Origin of the sequence: Sphingopyxis granuli, assembly GCF_001559015.1 — a bacterium.
In the GTDB taxonomy this organism is placed as follows: domain Bacteria; phylum Pseudomonadota; class Alphaproteobacteria; order Sphingomonadales; family Sphingomonadaceae; genus Sphingopyxis; species Sphingopyxis granuli.
Genome location: NZ_CP012199.1, coordinates 1357942 through 1374468, shown reverse-complemented (window position 1 = coordinate 1374468; position 16527 = coordinate 1357942). Strand labels below are relative to the sequence as shown.

Here is a 16527-nt window from a genome sequence, read left to right as displayed (position 1 = left end):
CGGGTGCGCTTATTGCGCCGATTTCTGGATCACCGGCTTCACCTTTTCGCCGGGGTTGAGGAAGGCGCCGGCGAGCACGACCACCTTTTCGGTGCCCAACAGGCCGGAGGCGATCGATACGCCGCCGTCGGTCACGGTCCCGACCTTCACGGCGCGCCGCTCGATCTTGTCGTCCTTGCCGACGATCAGCACGAAATTGCCGTCGGGGCTGCTCTGCACCGCGCTTTCGGGGAGCAGCGGGGCCTCCGCCGTGCCCGACACCAGCCGCGCGTCGGCAAAGCCGCCGGGGCGCAGCGCGCTGCTGTAGGGGATGGCGATGCGCGCGGTGCCCTGCCGCGTGTTCATGTCGACGATCGGCGACACCTGCCACACCTGCCCCGCGATCTGCAGGTCGGTGCCGACCGGGGTGATCGTCGCGCGCGTGCCGACGCGGACGCGCTGGAGGTCGGCCTCGGCGAGCTGGGCGAGCATTTCCATCTCGCCGCCCTTCGCCATGCGGAACAGCACGCCGCTGCCCGCGCCGACCACCTGGCCGGGTTCGACCTCGCGCGTCAGCACCAGCCCCGCGGCGGGCGCGACGATGTTGAGGCGACCGTTGCGCGCGACGGCTTCCTGATATTGCGCCTGCGCGACGCGGACGCGCGCGTTGGCGGCGTCGCGGGTCGCGCGCTTGCGGTCGAGGTCGGCCTTCGAGATGAAGCCGCGCGACACCAGCGCCTCGGCACGCTCGAGTTCGGCCTGCGCGAGGCTCGCGTCGGCCTGCGCGACGCGGATCGAGGCGGAGAGGCTGGCCGCCTGCTGCGTCTGCACCGAACGGTCGATGACCGCGAGCGTCTGGCCGGCGCCGACCCACTGGCCGGGCTCGACGAGGACGCGGATCACCTGGCCGCCCTCGCCCGCGACCCCGACGGGCATTTCGCGGCGCGCGGCGATCGTGCCGTTCGCGGCGATCGCCGCCTGCACCGACACCCGCCCGGGGATCACCACGGTGACGTTGGGGACGCTCTGCGCGGCGGCGCCGTCCGCCCCTTCGGCGGTCGCGGCGCCGGTGCCCCGGTGCGTGAAGGCATACCAGGTCGCGGCCAGCGCGAACCCGATCAGCACCAGCGCGACGATCAGTCGCGTGCGCTTGCGGCGGCTCTCGCCCTCGTCATAAAAGCTCGGGGTCGATCCCGCCAGGCTGTCCATCGCTTCCACTTTCCGCTCGTAGTTCACGCCGAAATCCCCATCCGCTGCCCATGGCAGCCGACGCGACGACCGCCGACAGCGATACGCCCCCGCCCGCATGACAGGACCCAAATCCTCGTAGGTGTATTACCGTATTACATCACTAGTGGCAAGAGGCAAACGCCGGCCGCCATCGCTCCGTCCGCCGGCCGCTCATAGACGGGATGGACGGCCGATTCCAGCGGCTTCGGACAACGGAAAGGGCGGCGCACCCCTGCGGGTGGCCGCCCTTGCGTCGGCCGGGCGTCACGCCCGGCCGCCACGGGATTTCAGCGCACGCGGCCGCGCCGGACGAGGTTGACGATCGCGAGCAGGATCACCGCACCGACGAAGGCGGTCAGCAGCGTCCGCCAGTCGAACGCGTCGCCGCGCAGATGCCCGCCGCCGATCAGGCCGCCCAGCAACAGCCGACCGAGGATCGAACCGATACAACCGACAACGATATTCAGGAAGATGCCCTGTTGGGCATCGGTCCGCATCACGATGCTGGCCAGCCAGCCGATGATGCCGCCCATGACAAGTGCAATGATGAAATCAATCATGATTTGACCCCCTACGATCATTGATCTGCCCGACGCAGCAGGCACATGGTGGTAACGCAAATATCCGCGGCCGCCTAGAAGTGTTTTCAAGTCGGGCGGACTCGCCCGACGCCTCGGAAAACACGGGAAAACAACATTCTAGCGAAATGGTGGCCGCCGGACGAAGCCCCGTTTCGGATCAGCGGACGCTGCCGCGGCGGACGAGGTTGATCAGGCCGAGCAGCACGACCGCGCCGATGAACGACCACAGCAGGCCGATCGGGCTGAACGCGTCGAGCGAGGCGCCCATGCCGAACATCCCGCCGAGGATGTTGCCGAGGAATGCGCCGACGACGCCGACGACGATGTTGAGGAGGATGCCCTGCTGCGCATCGGTCCGCATGACGATGCTGGCCAGCCAGCCGATGATGCCGCCGACGATCAACGTGATGATGATACCCATGTCCGTCCCTTTCTCTGTCGGTTCGGGAAGCCGCCGACGGCGGCAGATGATGCCGATGCCCGGCGATCCGGGCATCGTCCCGACGATGCGGACATAATGCGAGAAGGGCGAAAAAGGTTCCCGGCCGGACCGCGAAAGGCCCGGCCGGGAAAGGGAGATCAATTCCGGATCGGGGAACTGATCTGGGTCGCGGGAGCAGGCATAAGGGAAGAACGGCGACGGCGTTGTGACAGCCATCACACCGCGACGTCGCAATTGGGCGGATCGCCCGCTCGACGCGGCATCGCGGTGCAGGCCGAGCCCGCCCCCCGCCCCCCGGTCATCGCGAGCCTTCGACTGTCTTGCAGGCGCTCAGGATAGAGCGGCGTGCCATAAACCCGCGACGCCCCCATATCCGTTCGTGTCGAGCGGGACGATGGGTCAGATTCAAGGCTCGATGCTCTGGGACCAATCGACATTCAGAAGATGGCGAGGCGAAAATGGTGGTTTTTCGCGAACCGGAGCGCAGCGTGCTGATGGCACGTGAGCACCGGAAGCGCGAAAGGCCGCCATTTGCAGGCCGCCAGAGCTGAATGTCGATTGGTCCCAAGGCCTGTGGGGATTCGGCGTTCTGCACGCTGCCTCATCGGTTCGTCATGCTGAACGCGTTTCAGCATCCATGGCCGGACCTTCCCTTTTGCGCCGCCTTTCAGACGAGGGCGGACCATGCCCCCCCCGATCGGGTCCGGGGGCAGGCTCTGAAACAGGCTGGCATCTATACCCTTCAGTCAGGTCAGGCGCTGTTCCCCGGCGAAAGCCGGGGTCCAGATGGCATAGCGCCGCCCCGCATGGCCCCCGGCTTTCGCTGGGGAACGGTGACTTATCGAAAAGGGATCGTTGCCGGACAAGGTCAGGGTGACGGAAAAGAGAAACCGTGCCGAAATCCGAATCCCCACGGGTCTTAGGGTCAGGGCCCATTAATTGCCGTTCGAGGCGTCGAAATGGCGAAGATATCGGGCTTGGGCGGACGCAGCGGGTAGCATCGCTACCCGCAAGCCTGAGATCGAAGCCATTTCGGCGTCCCCCCAGTTATGCGGGAGGGGGATTTGACCGATTTTGCCCATGGCGTCGTCGGCAAGTCTTGAAATATCGACATATTCCCGCGTCTTGCTTCCTCGCCCTGAGCAGAATCGCTTCAAACCTCGAATGGCAAATTATGGGCCCTGACCCTAAACTGCGCGCAGCAATCCAGCGCGGCCCGCACACGCTCCGGATTGCCGCGCGGCTTCGCCGCTCGCGGGTGACGGCAAATCTTGCCCCATCATGAAAACGCGCTCGTCGCGCTGCATCTCCTCGATCAGCGCCTCGCGCAGCGCCGCGCGGTAACTCAGCGTACGCACACCATTGGTCGGCTGATCGCTCATGCGGCGCCTCCCGCGCTCAACAGTCCTTCGAAAATTCGCTCCGGCCCGGGCTTGGCGGCCGATAGCACATGCTCGACAGCGCGTTCCATCGCCTTTGCCTCCTCGGCCCGGATCTGGTCGAGACGATGCTGTTCCACGCCTCTTTCGAGAAGCCTCTGCGCCGCGATCGCCTCAGGATCGCGCGTTTTCATCGCCTCCAATTCCGCTTTGTCGCGGTAGGCCGGATCGCCCGCGGACAGGAATGGGAATGCCGCCGCAACGCCGGCGACGAAACGAAATGGGGGCCGGCATCGCTGCCAGCCCCCACTATCCGGTTTTGTCCTGCGCTGCCGCCTGCCCCATCCCGGCCCGCTGTCTTGCGATCAGCAAACCGCCAAACGAGGCGCCGTGACGCGCGCCGGAACAATCCGGCGACGGTTCGGTCGGCCCCCTTGCGGGGGCCGGCCTCACCGGAAGGCCCTTCGTCATCTCGTCCGGCATCTGCCGAAGCAGTCGCCTTTCCCGAGCGATGGTCTGCCTTCCAATCGCCTGATCGGGTTCGCTTCAACTCGTGGGAATATCCGCGTTCCGTGATCGGGCTATCGGTCGTTTCGTCGTCCGACCCTTCCGTTTCCGTCCGGCTGGTCTTGCAACCAGTCTTTCCGTCCCGGCGGTCCGACGTCTCTGTCGTCCGATGATTGGAAGCTGTCACGAAGCGCCGCCGCCGCCAACAGAAAAAGCGCGGAATCGCCCTTTCGAGCGCCCGCGCCTGTGGATAAGTCCGGCATTAGCAACTTGGCTTTGCTGCGCAGCATTTTTGTAACAAGAGCGCAGCATTTTCGGATTCGAAAGGCGGCGCGCAAATCGAATCGCCTCGGCGACTCGCTTGCGCAAACCATGTGAATCACATATATGACTTCATGGATTTCGAATATGATCCGTCCAAGGACGAGGCCAATCGATTCAAACATGGCTTGAAACTGTCGTTCGGCCTCAAAATATTCGGCGACCCATTCCATCTGATCCTCGCGTCACACCGGGAAATCGATGGCGAGGAGCGATTCAAGGCGATCGGGCTCGTCGGGGGCAAGCTCTATACGGCCGTCCATGTCTGGAGAGGCGACAGGATACGACTGATCTCGGTGCGAAGGAGCAATGCAGGTGAACAAGGAAACTACGATCGCCATTCCGGCTGACCCCGGCGATCCCGAAGACTTCGATGTCAGCGTCGCCGGTCTGGAACGCGGCCTGATGGGCCGCCGCATTCGCACGCTCCGAAACGATCTTGGCATGAGTCAGGAAGAGTTCGCGCGCGCTTATGGCATTCCGGTCGCCAATATCCGCCAATATGAGATCGGCCGCCACATGCCGCCCCCGGCGGTACGGGCCTACCTCAAGGTGATTGCGGCGGAACCGGAGATGACGAAGCGGGCGGTGGCGGGGTAGCCCTCACGGCTTACGCCCGCCCCAAATCCCCCTTGCCCACCGTGCCCGACGCCATTTCGAGCATGCGGTCGAGGCTCTTCTTCGCGCCCAGGCGCAATTCCTCGTCCAGCTCGATCCGCGGCTGAAGGTCGCGCAGCGCGAGGTAGAGCTTCTCCATCGTGTTGAGCGCCATGTACGGACAGATGTTGCAGTTGCAATTGCCGTCGGCGCCCGGCGCGCCGATGAAATTCTTTTCGGGCAGCGCCTTTTCCATCTGGTGGATGATGTGCGGTTCGGTCGCGACGATCAGCGTGTCGCCGGGGAAGGTCTTGGCGAATTGCAGGATGCCGCTCGTCGAGCCGACATAATCGGCATGGTCGACGATATAGGGCGGGCATTCGGGGTGCGCCGCGACCGGCGCGTCGGGGTGCTGCGCCTTCAGCTTGAGCAGTTCGGTCTCGCTGAACGCTTCGTGGACGATGCACACGCCCGGCCACAGCAGCATGTCGCGTCCGAACTTGCGGTTCATGTAGCCGCCGAGGTGCCGGTCGGGGCCGAAGATGATCTTCTGTTCGGGCGGAAGCTGGCCGATGATCGTCTCGGCGCTCGACGAGGTGACGATGATGTCGCTGAGCGCCTTCACCGCCGCCGAGCAGTTGATGTAGGTCAGCGCGATATGGTCGGGGTGTGCGGCGCGAAAACGCGCGAACTGCTCGGGCGGACAGCTGTCCTCGAGACTGCATCCCGCATCCATGTCGGGCAGCACGACGATCTTTTCGGGCGACAATATCTTCGCCGTCTCCGCCATGAACTTGACGCCGCAAAAGGCGATGACGTCGGCGTCGGTCTCGGCGGCCTTGCGCGACAATTCCAGCGAATCACCCACAAAATCCGCAAGATCCTGAATCTCGGGCTTCTGGTAATAATGCGCAAGGATCACGGCGTTGCGCTCCTTGCGCAGCCGGTCGATCTCGGCGCGCAGGTCGAGGCCCGAAAGATTTTCGCGGATGGGAGCAGTCATGGCTTTATCCTTATCTGGTCCTGGCCCCCTCGCCATCGGGAGCCGCGTTCCCCTACACGCTGCCCCGCGACAGGGCAATTCGCCGCAGCCGGCCTTATCCCGGCCTACGTTGCTCGGCGAAGCGCGCCGTCACTTTTGCGTCGATCCTCGCGGCCTTGAGCGGCATCGCGAAGCTCTGCTCGATCGCGGCGCGGGCGGCACCTTCGGCGAGGCGCATCGGGGTCGATCCCTTCGCCTGCTTGATCAATTCTTCCTGTGCCGCCTTGCGGTTGGCGGCGTCGAGCACCGCCTCGGCATCGGTGAGCGTCAGCAGGATCACGCCGTCGCGAAACTCGCTGATTGCGTCGATGTCGATCTCCGGCCCCGCGAGGCGCAGCGGCGGCAGCGCGACGGTGAGCGTACCGGCCGCCGCGTCCCAGTCGAGGTCCGACGGCTTGAGTTTGCCGAGGTCGAGTTCGTAGCGCACCGTGCCAGGCATGATCAGCGTTTTCTTCGCGCTGAGCCCCAGGCGGCTTTGTGTCGAGGTCACCACCGCGACATAGCGCGCGGTGAAGGGCACCAGCACATTCTGTTCCTGAAGCCCTTGCAGGCTCGCCGCGACGACCGTTTCGGGATCATAACTCTTCTGCCAGCCGTCCCACGCACGCCAGCCGAGGAAGATCGCAGCCGCCAACAGGACGACGATCAGGGTGCGGAAGGCGCCCCGGCTCATGCCGCGAGGCTCCAGGCGTCGCCGTCGCGCAGCACGCGGCCGCGCGCCTCGAGGTCGAGAAGGTGCGCGAGCACCGAACGGCCGGCGGCGCCGGTCAGGCGCGGGTCGAGACCCTTGTACATGTGGCTCACCATGTCGGGCACCACGCGCACACCCTGTTCGAGTTCCCGCAATATCTGCCGCTCGCGCTGGCGGCGGTGGCCGAGCATGCCACGGACGAGCTGCTTCGGCTTCGCGACCGCCGGGCCGTGCGCGGGATAATAGACGCGGTCGTCGCGCTCGTAGAGCTTCTGCAGGCTCGCCATATAGGCCGCCATGTCGCCGTCGGGCGGGCTGACGACGCTGGTCGACCAGGCCATGACATGATCGCCGGTGAACAGCGCCCCGCTTTCGACGAGCGCGAAGCAGAGGTGGTTGGAGGTGTGCCCCGGCGTCGCCACCGCTTCGAGCGTCCAGCCGTCGCCGGCCACGCGCTCGCCGTCGGCAAGGACGCGGTCGGGGGCATAATCGGGGTCGAAGGCCGAATCGGCGCGCGGCCCGTCGTCGGACAGCGCGAGCGGGGCGCAGCCGACGATCGGCGCGCCGGTCGCCTCCTTCAGCGGACGCGCCGCCGGGCTGTGGTCGCGGTGCGTGTGGGTGCACAGGATCGCGGCGACGCGCCGCCCCTCCACCGCGCGCAGGATCGCGTCGACATGACCGGTGCCGTTGGCGTCGGGCGGATCGCCGATGCTCATCCCCGATCCGGTCGGGCCGGGGTCGATCACCGCGACGTCGCGGCCCGCCCCGACCAGCCAGGTCTGGGTGCCGGTGAAGGTATAGGGCGAGGGATTAGGCGCGAGCACGCGCCGGACCAGCGGCTCGTGCTGCTCACACTCGCCGGCGTGGATCGTGTCGGGCCAGGGCTTTTCGTCGGTCACGGCGTCCATGTGGCATCGCCGGACCGAAAGGAAAAGGGCCGGGGCGACAGAAAAGGGGTACGCAGCCCCCTCGCCCGGCGCGGCCCGCGGGCCCGGGACCTGTCGGAAAATTTGACAGATCGGCGCGCCGGCAAGGTTTCGCTAACCAGTGCAAACCCCGAAAATGCGCGCGCTCGTCGATCTGGCACGGCGCTTGTATGACATATTTCGTTCCCGAGTGTTCCGCTCAATGGAGCGGCAGGGGGTATCGGTCTGGTCCCCGCTACCCCCTGCCCCCACCGGGACATCCCCACTTACCCCCAAAGGCAAAAGGGGGGCGGAGCGGCCGAACGGCCCCGCCCCCCGGTTGCTTTTTCGGAACCGTTTAGGGCGACGGCCGCCCGATCGCCGATGCGGGCAGCGATGCTTCCGGATCGGCGAGGCGCGCCCGGTTCCGTCCCGCCCCCTTCGCCGCATAGAGTGCAGTGTCGGCACGCCGCAGCAGTTCCTCCAGATCGTCCGCGTCGGTGCGACCCGTCGCGACGCCCAGGCTGACCGTGACGACCCCGCCGCCCGGCAAGCCGTCGTGACGGATCGCCGCGCCCTCGATCGCCTGGCGAATGGCCTCGGCCACCGACAGGGCGGGCGCCTGGCCGGTATCGGGCAGAAGGATCAGTATCTCCTCTCCGCCATAGCGGAACACAGTGCCCTGTTCGTCCACCTGCTTGCGCACGATGTCGCTCACCCGCTGGATGCAGGCATCGCCGTCGACGTGGCCGTGGACGTCGTTGTAGAGCTTGAAGCTGTCGATATCGAGCATCAGCAGCGAGATGGTGCGCGCCGTCCCCGGCGCCCAGATCGCGTGGCGTGACCGGCGCAGCGAATGGCGGTTGTAAAGCCCGGTCATCGGGTCGCGTTCCGACAGGGCGGTCAACTGTGCCTGCAACGCTTCCCCGCGCAGGCGATTGAGGAAATTCTGGCGATCGACCCGCTCGGCGAAATAGGCCGACAGCGCGAGGAAGATGCCGAGCGTGATGTGGAAGGACACGATACCCGAATAGGTCACGGCGTCGAAGCTGCCGTTGAGGCCCGTCGTTGCGATCTGGATCGCGACCATCGCCGCCAGCCCTGCGAGGACGGTCGGAAAGCGCGGGCGGAGCACGATGACGAAGAAGGCGAGCGTGCCGACGCTGCCCGTCTGATAGACGAAGAGATGATCGCTCCGCGAAAAGACCAGCATCACCATCGGCAGCGACAGGCCGAGCAGGCCGACCCCCAGCGCGAGCCGGTCGTAGGTCGCGGGCGAGGGCCACCGCCGCATGATCCAGACCACCGCGACGGCGTAGGGCAGGAACAGGCCGAGGCGCAGGGCGATGACCGTCGGCGCGACGTCGGGCATCATGCTGAGGTCGCCGAGGATCGCCACCAGATAAAGCAGGGTGCCGAGGAAGGCCCACAGCGGCACCATGCGGGCGCGGCTTTTCAGATATTCGCGCAGGAAGACCGCTTCGACGGGATCGGAAAAACGCAGGCGCCGCAGCCCGCGCTCCATTTCGCGATCCATCTCGTCAATGGCGACGGAGCGACCTTCCGCTGCCTGCATGGAGTCACCTATGCGTTAGCCGGATCCTTCCAGCCGGGAAAGCCGCATCGACCCGGATGCGGCCTATTCCGCACGCGCTGGGATGTCGTCCATCAGCTGATGCAGTTCGCCGGCCTCCCACATCTCCATCATGATGTCGCTGCCGCCGACGAATTCGCCCTTCACATAAAGCTGCGGGATCGTCGGCCAGTCGGAGAATTCCTTGATGCCCTGGCGAATTTCCATGTCCTGCAGCACGTCGACCGAGTCGTAGGCGACGCCGAGCCGGTCGAGCATCGCGACCGCCCGCGAGGAAAAGCCGCACTGCGGAAACAGCGGCGTCCCCTTCATGAACAGCAGCACGGGATGATCGGCGACCAGCTTCGCGATGCGGTCGTGGACGGTGGGGTCGCTCATGATATGCCTCCGATGGCGCGGGTGCGCCGAAAAATACGCGGGATACCCCTTATGAAGGGATGGCGGTGGTCAATTGCAAGGCATGAAGTTCGCCGCCCATGCGGCCGCCGAGCGCGGCATAGACGGCCTTGTGCTGAGCGACGCGCGTCATGCCGCGAAAGGATTCGCACACGACATGCGCCGCGAAATGATCGCCGTCGCCGGCAAGGTCGGTGATCGTCACCTCGGCGCCCGGAAAGGCCGTCGTGATCGCCGCCCGCAAATCCGCCTCGCGCATCGCCATCGCGCTGTCCCCCTCAACCCTGGCTGCCGTCCAGACTGTCCATGAACTGGCGGCGCGCCTCGGCCGTCTTGTCGTTGAGCACGGCGCGAATCTCCGCATCGCTGATCTCGACCGCCGCGGCGGTGAGATCGCCCGCAAGCTTGCGGATCACATCCTCGTCGCCCGCTTCCTCGAAATCGGCCTGCACGACCGCCTTCGCATAGGCGTCGGTCTCTTCTGGGGTCAGCCCCATGCGTTCGGCCGCCCATTCGCCGACCAGCCGGTTGCGGCGGGCGGTGATGCGGAACTGGACTTCCTGGTCGCGCGCGAACTTCGCTTCAAAGGCACGCTTGCGATCATCGAATTGCGTCATCTTGTCCTCACGAAAAGAGCCTGAGAGCCTGTCGGCCCCAGATAGGTCGCCCCCGTGCCGGGCGCAAGCCGCCTGTGCGGCAACGAACGGTTATCCCGCCCCGCCGGACTGTGCGGCAGATCACTTCCTTTTTTCGTACGAAGGGTTTAGGGTCCGCGGCGACGGGAATGGGGTCGTACCGCAGCGATGAAGACTGCGCCTCGTCGCAGAGCGACGGCCGGGCACAACCGGCCTGTATGGGGGATTTGACCATGACCGCGCGACGTTCCAACCTCTTGCCGGCGCTCGCCCTCGCGACGCTTGCGGCGCCGTGCGCGGCCGCGGCGCAGGGCGACGATCCGACGCTGCGCGACAGTTTCTCGATCGGCAGCCAGGGCGGGTCGCTGTGCGAGGTGCAGGCGACGGTCCGCGACGCGGTGATCGACGGCATGTTCGACCGCGCGTGGACGATCCTGTGCCGCGACGCGAGCCAGCCGGTCGGCCATGTCCGCATGCTGCGCGCCACCCCCGCCGAAGCGCTGGCGCGAATCGAGAAGGCGCGCGCGGGGACGATCGCCTGCACCGCCCCTGACGCCTGCACCGTCAAGGACAGCGCGATTGCGTGGCGGACGCGGATCGAGGCCGACGGCAACACCGCCTATGCCGTCGAGGGCTTCGCCGCCTATGACGACGCGCTGACACTGGCGCTCGAATCGATCCGCACTCGCCGGATCGTCCCGGGGGTTATCAGGGCCGCGACGACATCGATCGGCGGCAACGACGGCTTCGCGCGCACGCTGGCCGGAGCGATCGACATCGACAAGGCTCTTGCCGAGGGATACCGCCGCAACCACAGCGGCGACTATGCCGAGGCGGCCGAATTCTTCGAGGCGCTGTCGCGCCGCACTGCGGAGGAACAGGCGGCGGCCGACCTCGATCCCACCGAATTCATCCTGAACCGCGCGCTGCAGAAATCGAACCTCGGCGAATTCGCAGAGGCCGAGCGGCTGTTCTCGGAGGTCGAGGCGATCCCGACCAGCGACCCGGTCCAGCTTCGCCTGCGCCGCAATTTCCGCGCGATCGACGCGCTCAACCGCCACCAGTATGACGCCGCCGCCGAATTGCTGCAGGCGCCGCTGCCGTCGTTCGCCACCGCCGCGGCGGCCGCCGACGGCACGGTGACGCTGACCCCCGAGGTCGCCGCCGGCATCAACAGCGGCGCGAGCGCGCGCGCAATCCGCCAGACCTCCGACCGCGAACGGCTGACCCCGGCCGAGCGCGCGCGGATCATCGACGCGCAGGCGACGCATCTGCTGGGCACCGTCGAGCGGCTGCGCGGCAATGCCGCCGCCGCGAAGACCGCGCAGCTCCGCGGCCTCGACGAGGCGCTCGCGGTGCGCGAAGGCCGCGTGACCTCGATCGTCCGCCTGCGCTCGCAGATGCTCGGCGAACTGGCGCTGAGCGAAGAGGCGATGGGCGAGATCGCGGACGCCGACGCGCGTTTCCAGCAATCGGTGCAGGCGCTCGCGGTCGAATATCCTGAAACCACCGCGCTCGCTTCAGCGCGCGCACGCTACGCTGCCTTCCTGACGCGCAACGGCCAGCCGGACAAGGCGCTCGGCATCTATCGCGACGTGGTGGCGTCGCTGGCGAATTCGCAGCGTTCGACGGCGGGAATGGCCAATATGATGGCCCCCTATTACCGGCTGCTCACCGAGCGCGCCGCGAGCGATCCCGCGGCGGTCGGCGATTTCTTCGTCGCCAGCCAGCTCCAGGTCCGTCCCGGCGTCGCCGATACGCAGGCGGTGCTGGCACGCGAATTGTCGAGCGGCAGCGACGAGGGCGCGGCGCTGTTCCGCCAGGCGACGACGCTGAGCCGCGACATCGAACGCGCGCGGATCGAGGATGCGCGGCTCGCGCAGATGCCCGCGACGCCGGAAATCGGCGCGCTGCGCGCCGACCTGCGCACCCAGCTCGACAATCTGTCGACCCAGCAGGCCGAAACGGTGACGCGCCTGTCGGCCTTTCCGCAATATCGCGCGGTGACGCCGGGCAAGATCGACCTCGCCGACCTGCAACGCACGCTGCGGGGGGACGAGGCCTATCTGAAGATGCTCGTCGTCGGCGATGCCGTCTATGCCATGCTGATCGATCGCGGCACGGCGCAGCTGTGGCGGGCCGACATCGACGCCGGGAGCCTGGAAAGCGCGGTCGACGCGATCCGGTCGACCATCTCGACGGTCGAAAACGGGCGCCGCGTCACCTATCCTTTCGACGCCGCGACCGCGCGCAAGCTTTATGCGCAGCTGTTCGGACCGGTGGCGGATCGCCTGCCGGGAATCCCGCATCTGATCTTCGAACCCGACGGCGCGATGCTGCGCCTGCCGATCACCCTGCTCGTCACCTCCGACACCGGGCTCGCCGACTATGAACAGCGACTGCTCGACCCCAATGCCGATGCGTTCGACATGCGCCGGATCGCCTGGCTGGGCCGCACCGTCCGGCCGAGCACCGCCGTGTCCGCGCTCGCCTTCCACAACGCCCGCCAGACCGCGCCGTCGAGCGCCGCCAAGCAATATTTCGGGCTCGGCCACAATGCCCCCGTCGCCGGCCTGCTTCCCTCGCTCGGCAGCCGCGGCGCCGGCGGCGCCATCGGCAGCGACGCCGAGTGCCGCTGGGACATCGGCCAGTGGAGCCGGCCGATCTCGGCCGACGAACTGGTCGAGGCGAAGAGCCGGATGAGTCCCGAGGCGGCGATGCTGCTGACGGGCAGCGCATTCACCGACACCGCGGTCAAGACCCGCACCGACCTCGGCGATTATCGCATCATCCATTTCGCCACCCACGGGCTGGTGACGGCACCGCGCCCCTCCTGCCCCGCGCGGCCGGCGCTGGTGACTTCGTTCGGCGACGGCGATTCGGACGGGCTGCTGACCTTTCAGGAGATTTTCGACCTCAAGCTCGACGCCGACCTCGTCATCCTGTCGGCCTGCGACACCGCGGGCGCGGCGTCGGTGTCGGCGACGCGCGAGGCGGGGGTCGCGAGCGGCGGCGGCAATGCGCTCGACGGGCTGGTGCGCGCCTTCATCGGCGCCGGCGGCCGTTCGGTGATCGCGAGCCACTGGCCCGCGCCCGACGATTTCGATGCGACCAAGCGGCTGATCGGCGGGCTGTTCGCGGCATCGCAGGGCGAAAGCATCGCCGACGCGCTTGCCGCCACGCAGATGCGGCTGATGAACGACAAGCAGACCTCGCACCCCTATTATTGGGCGGGCTTCGCGATTGTCGGCGACGGCGGCCAGCCGCTGCTGCACGATGACGCGGCTCCGACGCCGGCACCGGCGCCGATCGTCCCGGCAGGCCGCGCCGCGCGCTGAACCGATGACGCGACCGCAGGCACCCCCCGACGCGGCCGAACGGCCCGCCACCGTTCCGCTGGGCAAGCGCCTGCGGCGGCTGGCGACGCAGCTTGGGCCATCGCGCATGGCGGCGACCCTGCTTTTCCTCCTGCTCGCCGTGCTGATCGCGCGGACGAGCTGGCAGATTCCGCTGATCAACGATGCCGAGCGGGCGCTCTATGATGCGCGCGCGACGCTGATGGCGCCGAAGGTCGCGCAGGACAAGCGCATCGTCCTGATCACCTACAACGACGAGACGCTGTTCAACACCGGCATCCGTTCGCCGCTCGACCGCACCCTGCTCGCGCGCGCGCTCGCCAACATCGACCAGATGGGGGCAAAGGCGATCGGCATCGACATCGCCTTCGATTCGCCGCGCCCCGACGATCCGCTGCTGAAAAGCCAGCTTCGCGCGATGCGGACGCCGACGTGGCTCGCCTATGCCGAGCAGGCGAGCAATCCGAACACGATCTTCTACGAACAGCAGAGGTTCCTTCAGGCCTTCATCGCCGACGTCGCCACCGCGACGACGAAGCCGACGAGCGTGCTGTTCCGCACCGACGGCGATGGGGTGATCCGCACCTGGCCCGACCGGCCGAAGACGCTGCCGCCGCTGATGGCGAACGCGCTGGCGCCGGTCGACGCGGCGCATGCCGATTTTCAGGGCAATATCCGCTTCCTGACCCCGGCGCGCGCGACCGCGGGGCAGGAAGAGCCGGTGTTCGCCAACCTGCCCATCGATACGTTCGCGATGCCGATGGACGCCGACCTGCGCGCCAGCCTGTCGGAACTGGTGCGCGGACGCTATGTGCTGATCGGCGGCGACATCATCGACAACGACCAGTTCAATACGCCGATGAGCCGCTTCACCGACCCGCTGACCGGGCTGCACGAAACGATGATCGGGCTGGAGGTGCACGCGCATATGCTCGCGCAGCAGCTCGACGGGGCATGGACTGCGCCGATCCCGGGCGCGCTGCTGTGGGCGCTCGCCCTGCTCGTCGTGTTGGCGGGCGGGCTGACCAGCCTGATCGACGTGCGCGCGCGCTGGGTGGCGCTCGCCTTCCTCGTCCAGATGGCCTTCTTCGTCGTCGTCCCCTTCTGGTTCCAGGGGCGCGGCATCGACACCACCACCCTGCCCGCCTTCGGCTGGGCGCTCGGCTGGCTGTTCGGCTATGCCGCCGTCGGCACCGCGGCGCGCACCATCGGGTCGCGCCAGCGCGCCTTCGCGCAGTCGGCGCTCGGCAAATATCTGCCCGCCGACGTTGCCGCGCAGATCATGCGCGACCCCGACCAGCTTTCGCTGCACGGCGAGCGGCGCACCATTTATTGCGTGTTCACCGATCTCGAGGGCTTCACCAAGCTGAGCCACGCGACGACGCCGGAAACGGTGGCGCGCCTGCTCAACGAATATCTCGACCGGCTGTCGGACATCGTGCTCGACCATGGCGGGACGATCGACAAGTTCGTCGGCGATGCCGTCGTCGCCTTCTGGGGCGCGCCGATCGGCCGCCCCGACGACGGCGAAAAGGCCGCCGCCGCCGCGCTCGCCATGTATCGGGCGGGGGAACAATTCCGCGTCGATATGGCCGAGGGCGTCCCGCCGCTGGGCATGACGCGCGTCGGGCTGCACGTCGGCGACGCGATCGTCGGCAATTTCGGCGGCGAAGGGCGCATCCAGTATACCGCGCTCGGCGACAGCATGAACACCGCCTCGCGGCTCGAATCGGCGAACAAGAGCCTGAAGACCGGCGTGCTGATCTCTGCCGAGGCGGCCGAGCGGTCGGGCCGCGACGATCTGGTGCCGATGGGACGGGTGACACTGCGCGGCCGCGCACGGCCGGTCGACGTCTTCACGCCGCGTCCCGATCTGAACGCCGCGCAGCGCGGCCGCATCGCCGCGCTTGTCGCCGCGCACGCGGCGGGCGATAGGAAAGCCTATGTGACCGGCGCCACAGCGCTGGCCGGCGAGTTCGGACAGGATGCCGCCATCCAGTTCCTGATCGAACGCCTGAACGATACCGAAAAGGGAGAAAGCTATGTTCTGTCCTGACTTGCGGATGCGCCGTGCCGGCCTGGCCCTCGCCGCCTCCGTCCTCGCCGTCGCGCTCGCCGGCACCGCCGCCGCCCAGTCGATGGTGGTGCGCTCGACCGGACCGTCGGCCGCCAAATATCCGACCGGCGCGAAGCTGAAGGCGAGCGACCGGGTGACGCTGGTCGCGGGTGACAAGGTCGTGCTGATGCAGAGCGGCCGGACACGGACGCTGTCGGGGCCGGGCACCTTCAACGCCGGGGGCACGATCCAGGCCAGCCAGTCGATGGGCACGACGGTGACGCGCATGCTCGCCAAGGGGCCGACGACGCGGTCGCGCGGCGGATTCTCGCGCGGCCCCGACGAGCCCGTGCCTGCCGAGATGCGCGCGCCGAACCTGTGGCTGCTCGACTATCGCGAGGGCGGCACCTTCTGCGTCGCCGATCCCGCGACGCTGATGCTGTGGCGCCCGCACATGGAGAGCGACGAACTGCTCAAGATCGAGCATGGCGATCGCGGCGAAACCGTCGCCTTCGTGTCGGGCGCCAATTTCCGCAAATGGCCGGCCGACGCCGTGCCGATCCAATATGGCGTCAACTATCGCCTGTCGGGCGCCGGCCTGACCGCGCCGGTCACGGTGCGCTTCGCACAGATCGAATCGGCGCCCGACACCGTCGAGCGATCGATCGACATGCTGATGGCGAAGGGCTGCACGCCGCAACTCGACCGCCTGATCGACGCGATGTCGGAGGCGGAAGCCGCCGGCGGCTGACGAATGGCCGGCCACCGGAGGCAGCGGGCGGTCATTGAACCCGCCCGATGCATCTGGTAGCACTG

General features: G+C 67.4%; 17 protein-coding genes. 5 read left to right on the top strand and 12 right to left on the bottom strand.

All coding sequences use genetic code 11. The features are described 5' to 3' along the window. Positions 1 to 9: 9 nt before the first annotated feature. The 5 genes from SGRAN_RS06340 to SGRAN_RS06320 form a co-directional block, all read right to left on the bottom strand. Entirely contained in the window at positions 10 to 1215 is a 1206-nt protein-coding gene (locus SGRAN_RS06340; RefSeq protein ID WP_404950403.1) for an efflux RND transporter periplasmic adaptor subunit, read from the bottom strand. Positions 1216 to 1496: 281 nt separating this feature from the next. Continuing rightward, positions 1497 to 1769 (bottom strand): GlsB/YeaQ/YmgE family stress response membrane protein, encoded by a 273-nt coding sequence (locus SGRAN_RS06335; RefSeq protein ID WP_174521660.1) that lies wholly within the window; start codon positions 1767 to 1769, stop codon positions 1497 to 1499. 178 nt (positions 1770 to 1947) lie between these two features. Then, positions 1948 to 2211 (bottom strand): GlsB/YeaQ/YmgE family stress response membrane protein, encoded by a 264-nt coding sequence (locus SGRAN_RS06330; protein WP_067110264.1) that lies wholly within the window; start codon positions 2209 to 2211, stop codon positions 1948 to 1950. A 1208-nt stretch (positions 2212 to 3419) separates the two neighbouring features. Next, positions 3420 to 3614 carry a hypothetical protein gene (locus SGRAN_RS06325; RefSeq protein WP_067181701.1) on the bottom strand — a complete coding sequence of 65 codons (195 nt, stop codon included), beginning with the start codon at positions 3612 to 3614 and terminating at the stop codon, positions 3420 to 3422. Further along, positions 3611 to 3805: a hypothetical protein gene (locus SGRAN_RS06320; protein ID WP_148650811.1), complete on the bottom strand. Its 195-nt coding sequence runs from the start codon at positions 3803 to 3805 to the stop codon at positions 3611 to 3613. The genes SGRAN_RS06325 and SGRAN_RS06320 overlap by 4 nt, the downstream gene beginning before the upstream one ends. 708 nt (positions 3806 to 4513) lie before the next feature. On the opposite strand from SGRAN_RS06320, the gene SGRAN_RS06315 reads away from it, so the two are divergent. Both SGRAN_RS06315 and SGRAN_RS06310 read left to right on the top strand, forming a co-directional pair. Beyond that, positions 4514 to 4789: a BrnT family toxin gene (locus SGRAN_RS06315; RefSeq protein ID WP_067186944.1), complete on the top strand. Its 276-nt coding sequence runs from the start codon at positions 4514 to 4516 to the stop codon at positions 4787 to 4789. Next, a complete protein-coding gene (locus SGRAN_RS06310; RefSeq protein ID WP_237233871.1) occupies positions 4755 to 5039 on the top strand; it encodes a helix-turn-helix domain-containing protein in 285 nt (94 codons plus the stop codon). Before SGRAN_RS06315 ends, SGRAN_RS06310 begins: the two co-directional genes overlap by 35 nt. Before the next feature lie 10 nt (positions 5040 to 5049). Here the strand turns inward: SGRAN_RS06310 and nadA are convergent, their stop codons facing one another. The 7 genes from nadA to SGRAN_RS06275 all read right to left on the bottom strand — a co-directional run bounded on the left by nadA (position 5050) and on the right by SGRAN_RS06275 (position 10281). Beyond that, positions 5050 to 6039, bottom strand: coding sequence for a quinolinate synthase NadA (nadA, locus tag SGRAN_RS06305; RefSeq protein WP_067111304.1), 990 nt, complete (start codon positions 6037 to 6039; stop codon positions 5050 to 5052). Between the two features lie 94 nt (positions 6040 to 6133). Continuing rightward, the gene (locus tag SGRAN_RS06300; protein ID WP_067181695.1) at positions 6134 to 6751 is read right to left on the bottom strand and encodes a DUF4230 domain-containing protein; all 618 of its coding nucleotides are present in this window, start codon (positions 6749 to 6751) and stop codon (positions 6134 to 6136) included. Continuing rightward, positions 6748 to 7677: an MBL fold metallo-hydrolase gene (locus SGRAN_RS06295; RefSeq protein ID WP_237233869.1), complete on the bottom strand. Its 930-nt coding sequence runs from the start codon at positions 7675 to 7677 to the stop codon at positions 6748 to 6750. Before SGRAN_RS06295 ends, SGRAN_RS06300 begins: the two co-directional genes overlap by 4 nt. A gap of 355 nt (positions 7678 to 8032) precedes the next feature. Then, positions 8033 to 9250, bottom strand: coding sequence for a GGDEF domain-containing protein (locus SGRAN_RS06290; protein ID WP_082737115.1), 1218 nt, complete (start codon positions 9248 to 9250; stop codon positions 8033 to 8035). A 63-nt stretch (positions 9251 to 9313) separates the two neighbouring features. Then, the gene (gene grxD, locus SGRAN_RS06285; protein ID WP_067111307.1) at positions 9314 to 9646 is read right to left on the bottom strand and encodes a Grx4 family monothiol glutaredoxin; all 333 of its coding nucleotides are present in this window, start codon (positions 9644 to 9646) and stop codon (positions 9314 to 9316) included. A 49-nt stretch (positions 9647 to 9695) separates the two neighbouring features. Then, on the bottom strand, positions 9696 to 9929 hold the full coding sequence (locus SGRAN_RS06280; protein ID WP_067181692.1) for a BolA/IbaG family iron-sulfur metabolism protein: 234 nt from the start codon (positions 9927 to 9929) through the stop codon (positions 9696 to 9698). Between the two features lie 13 nt (positions 9930 to 9942). Continuing rightward, positions 9943 to 10281: a DUF1476 domain-containing protein gene (locus SGRAN_RS06275; protein ID WP_067111309.1), complete on the bottom strand. Its 339-nt coding sequence runs from the start codon at positions 10279 to 10281 to the stop codon at positions 9943 to 9945. Positions 10282 to 10532: 251 nt separating this feature from the next. Between SGRAN_RS06275 and SGRAN_RS06270 the strand changes: the two genes are divergently transcribed. Genes SGRAN_RS06270 through SGRAN_RS06260 form a run of 3 tightly spaced genes read left to right on the top strand, consistent with a single transcriptional unit; the run spans position 10533 to position 16462 of the window. Then, the gene (locus SGRAN_RS06270; protein WP_067186942.1) at positions 10533 to 13637 is read left to right on the top strand and encodes a CHAT domain-containing protein; all 3105 of its coding nucleotides are present in this window, start codon (positions 10533 to 10535) and stop codon (positions 13635 to 13637) included. Between the two features lie 4 nt (positions 13638 to 13641). Further along, positions 13642 to 15711, top strand: coding sequence for an adenylate/guanylate cyclase domain-containing protein (locus SGRAN_RS06265; protein WP_082737430.1), 2070 nt, complete (start codon positions 13642 to 13644; stop codon positions 15709 to 15711). Beyond that, the gene (locus SGRAN_RS06260; RefSeq protein ID WP_067181690.1) at positions 15698 to 16462 is read left to right on the top strand and encodes a hypothetical protein; all 765 of its coding nucleotides are present in this window, start codon (positions 15698 to 15700) and stop codon (positions 16460 to 16462) included. Before SGRAN_RS06265 ends, SGRAN_RS06260 begins: the two co-directional genes overlap by 14 nt. Positions 16463 to 16527 lie beyond the last annotated feature (65 nt).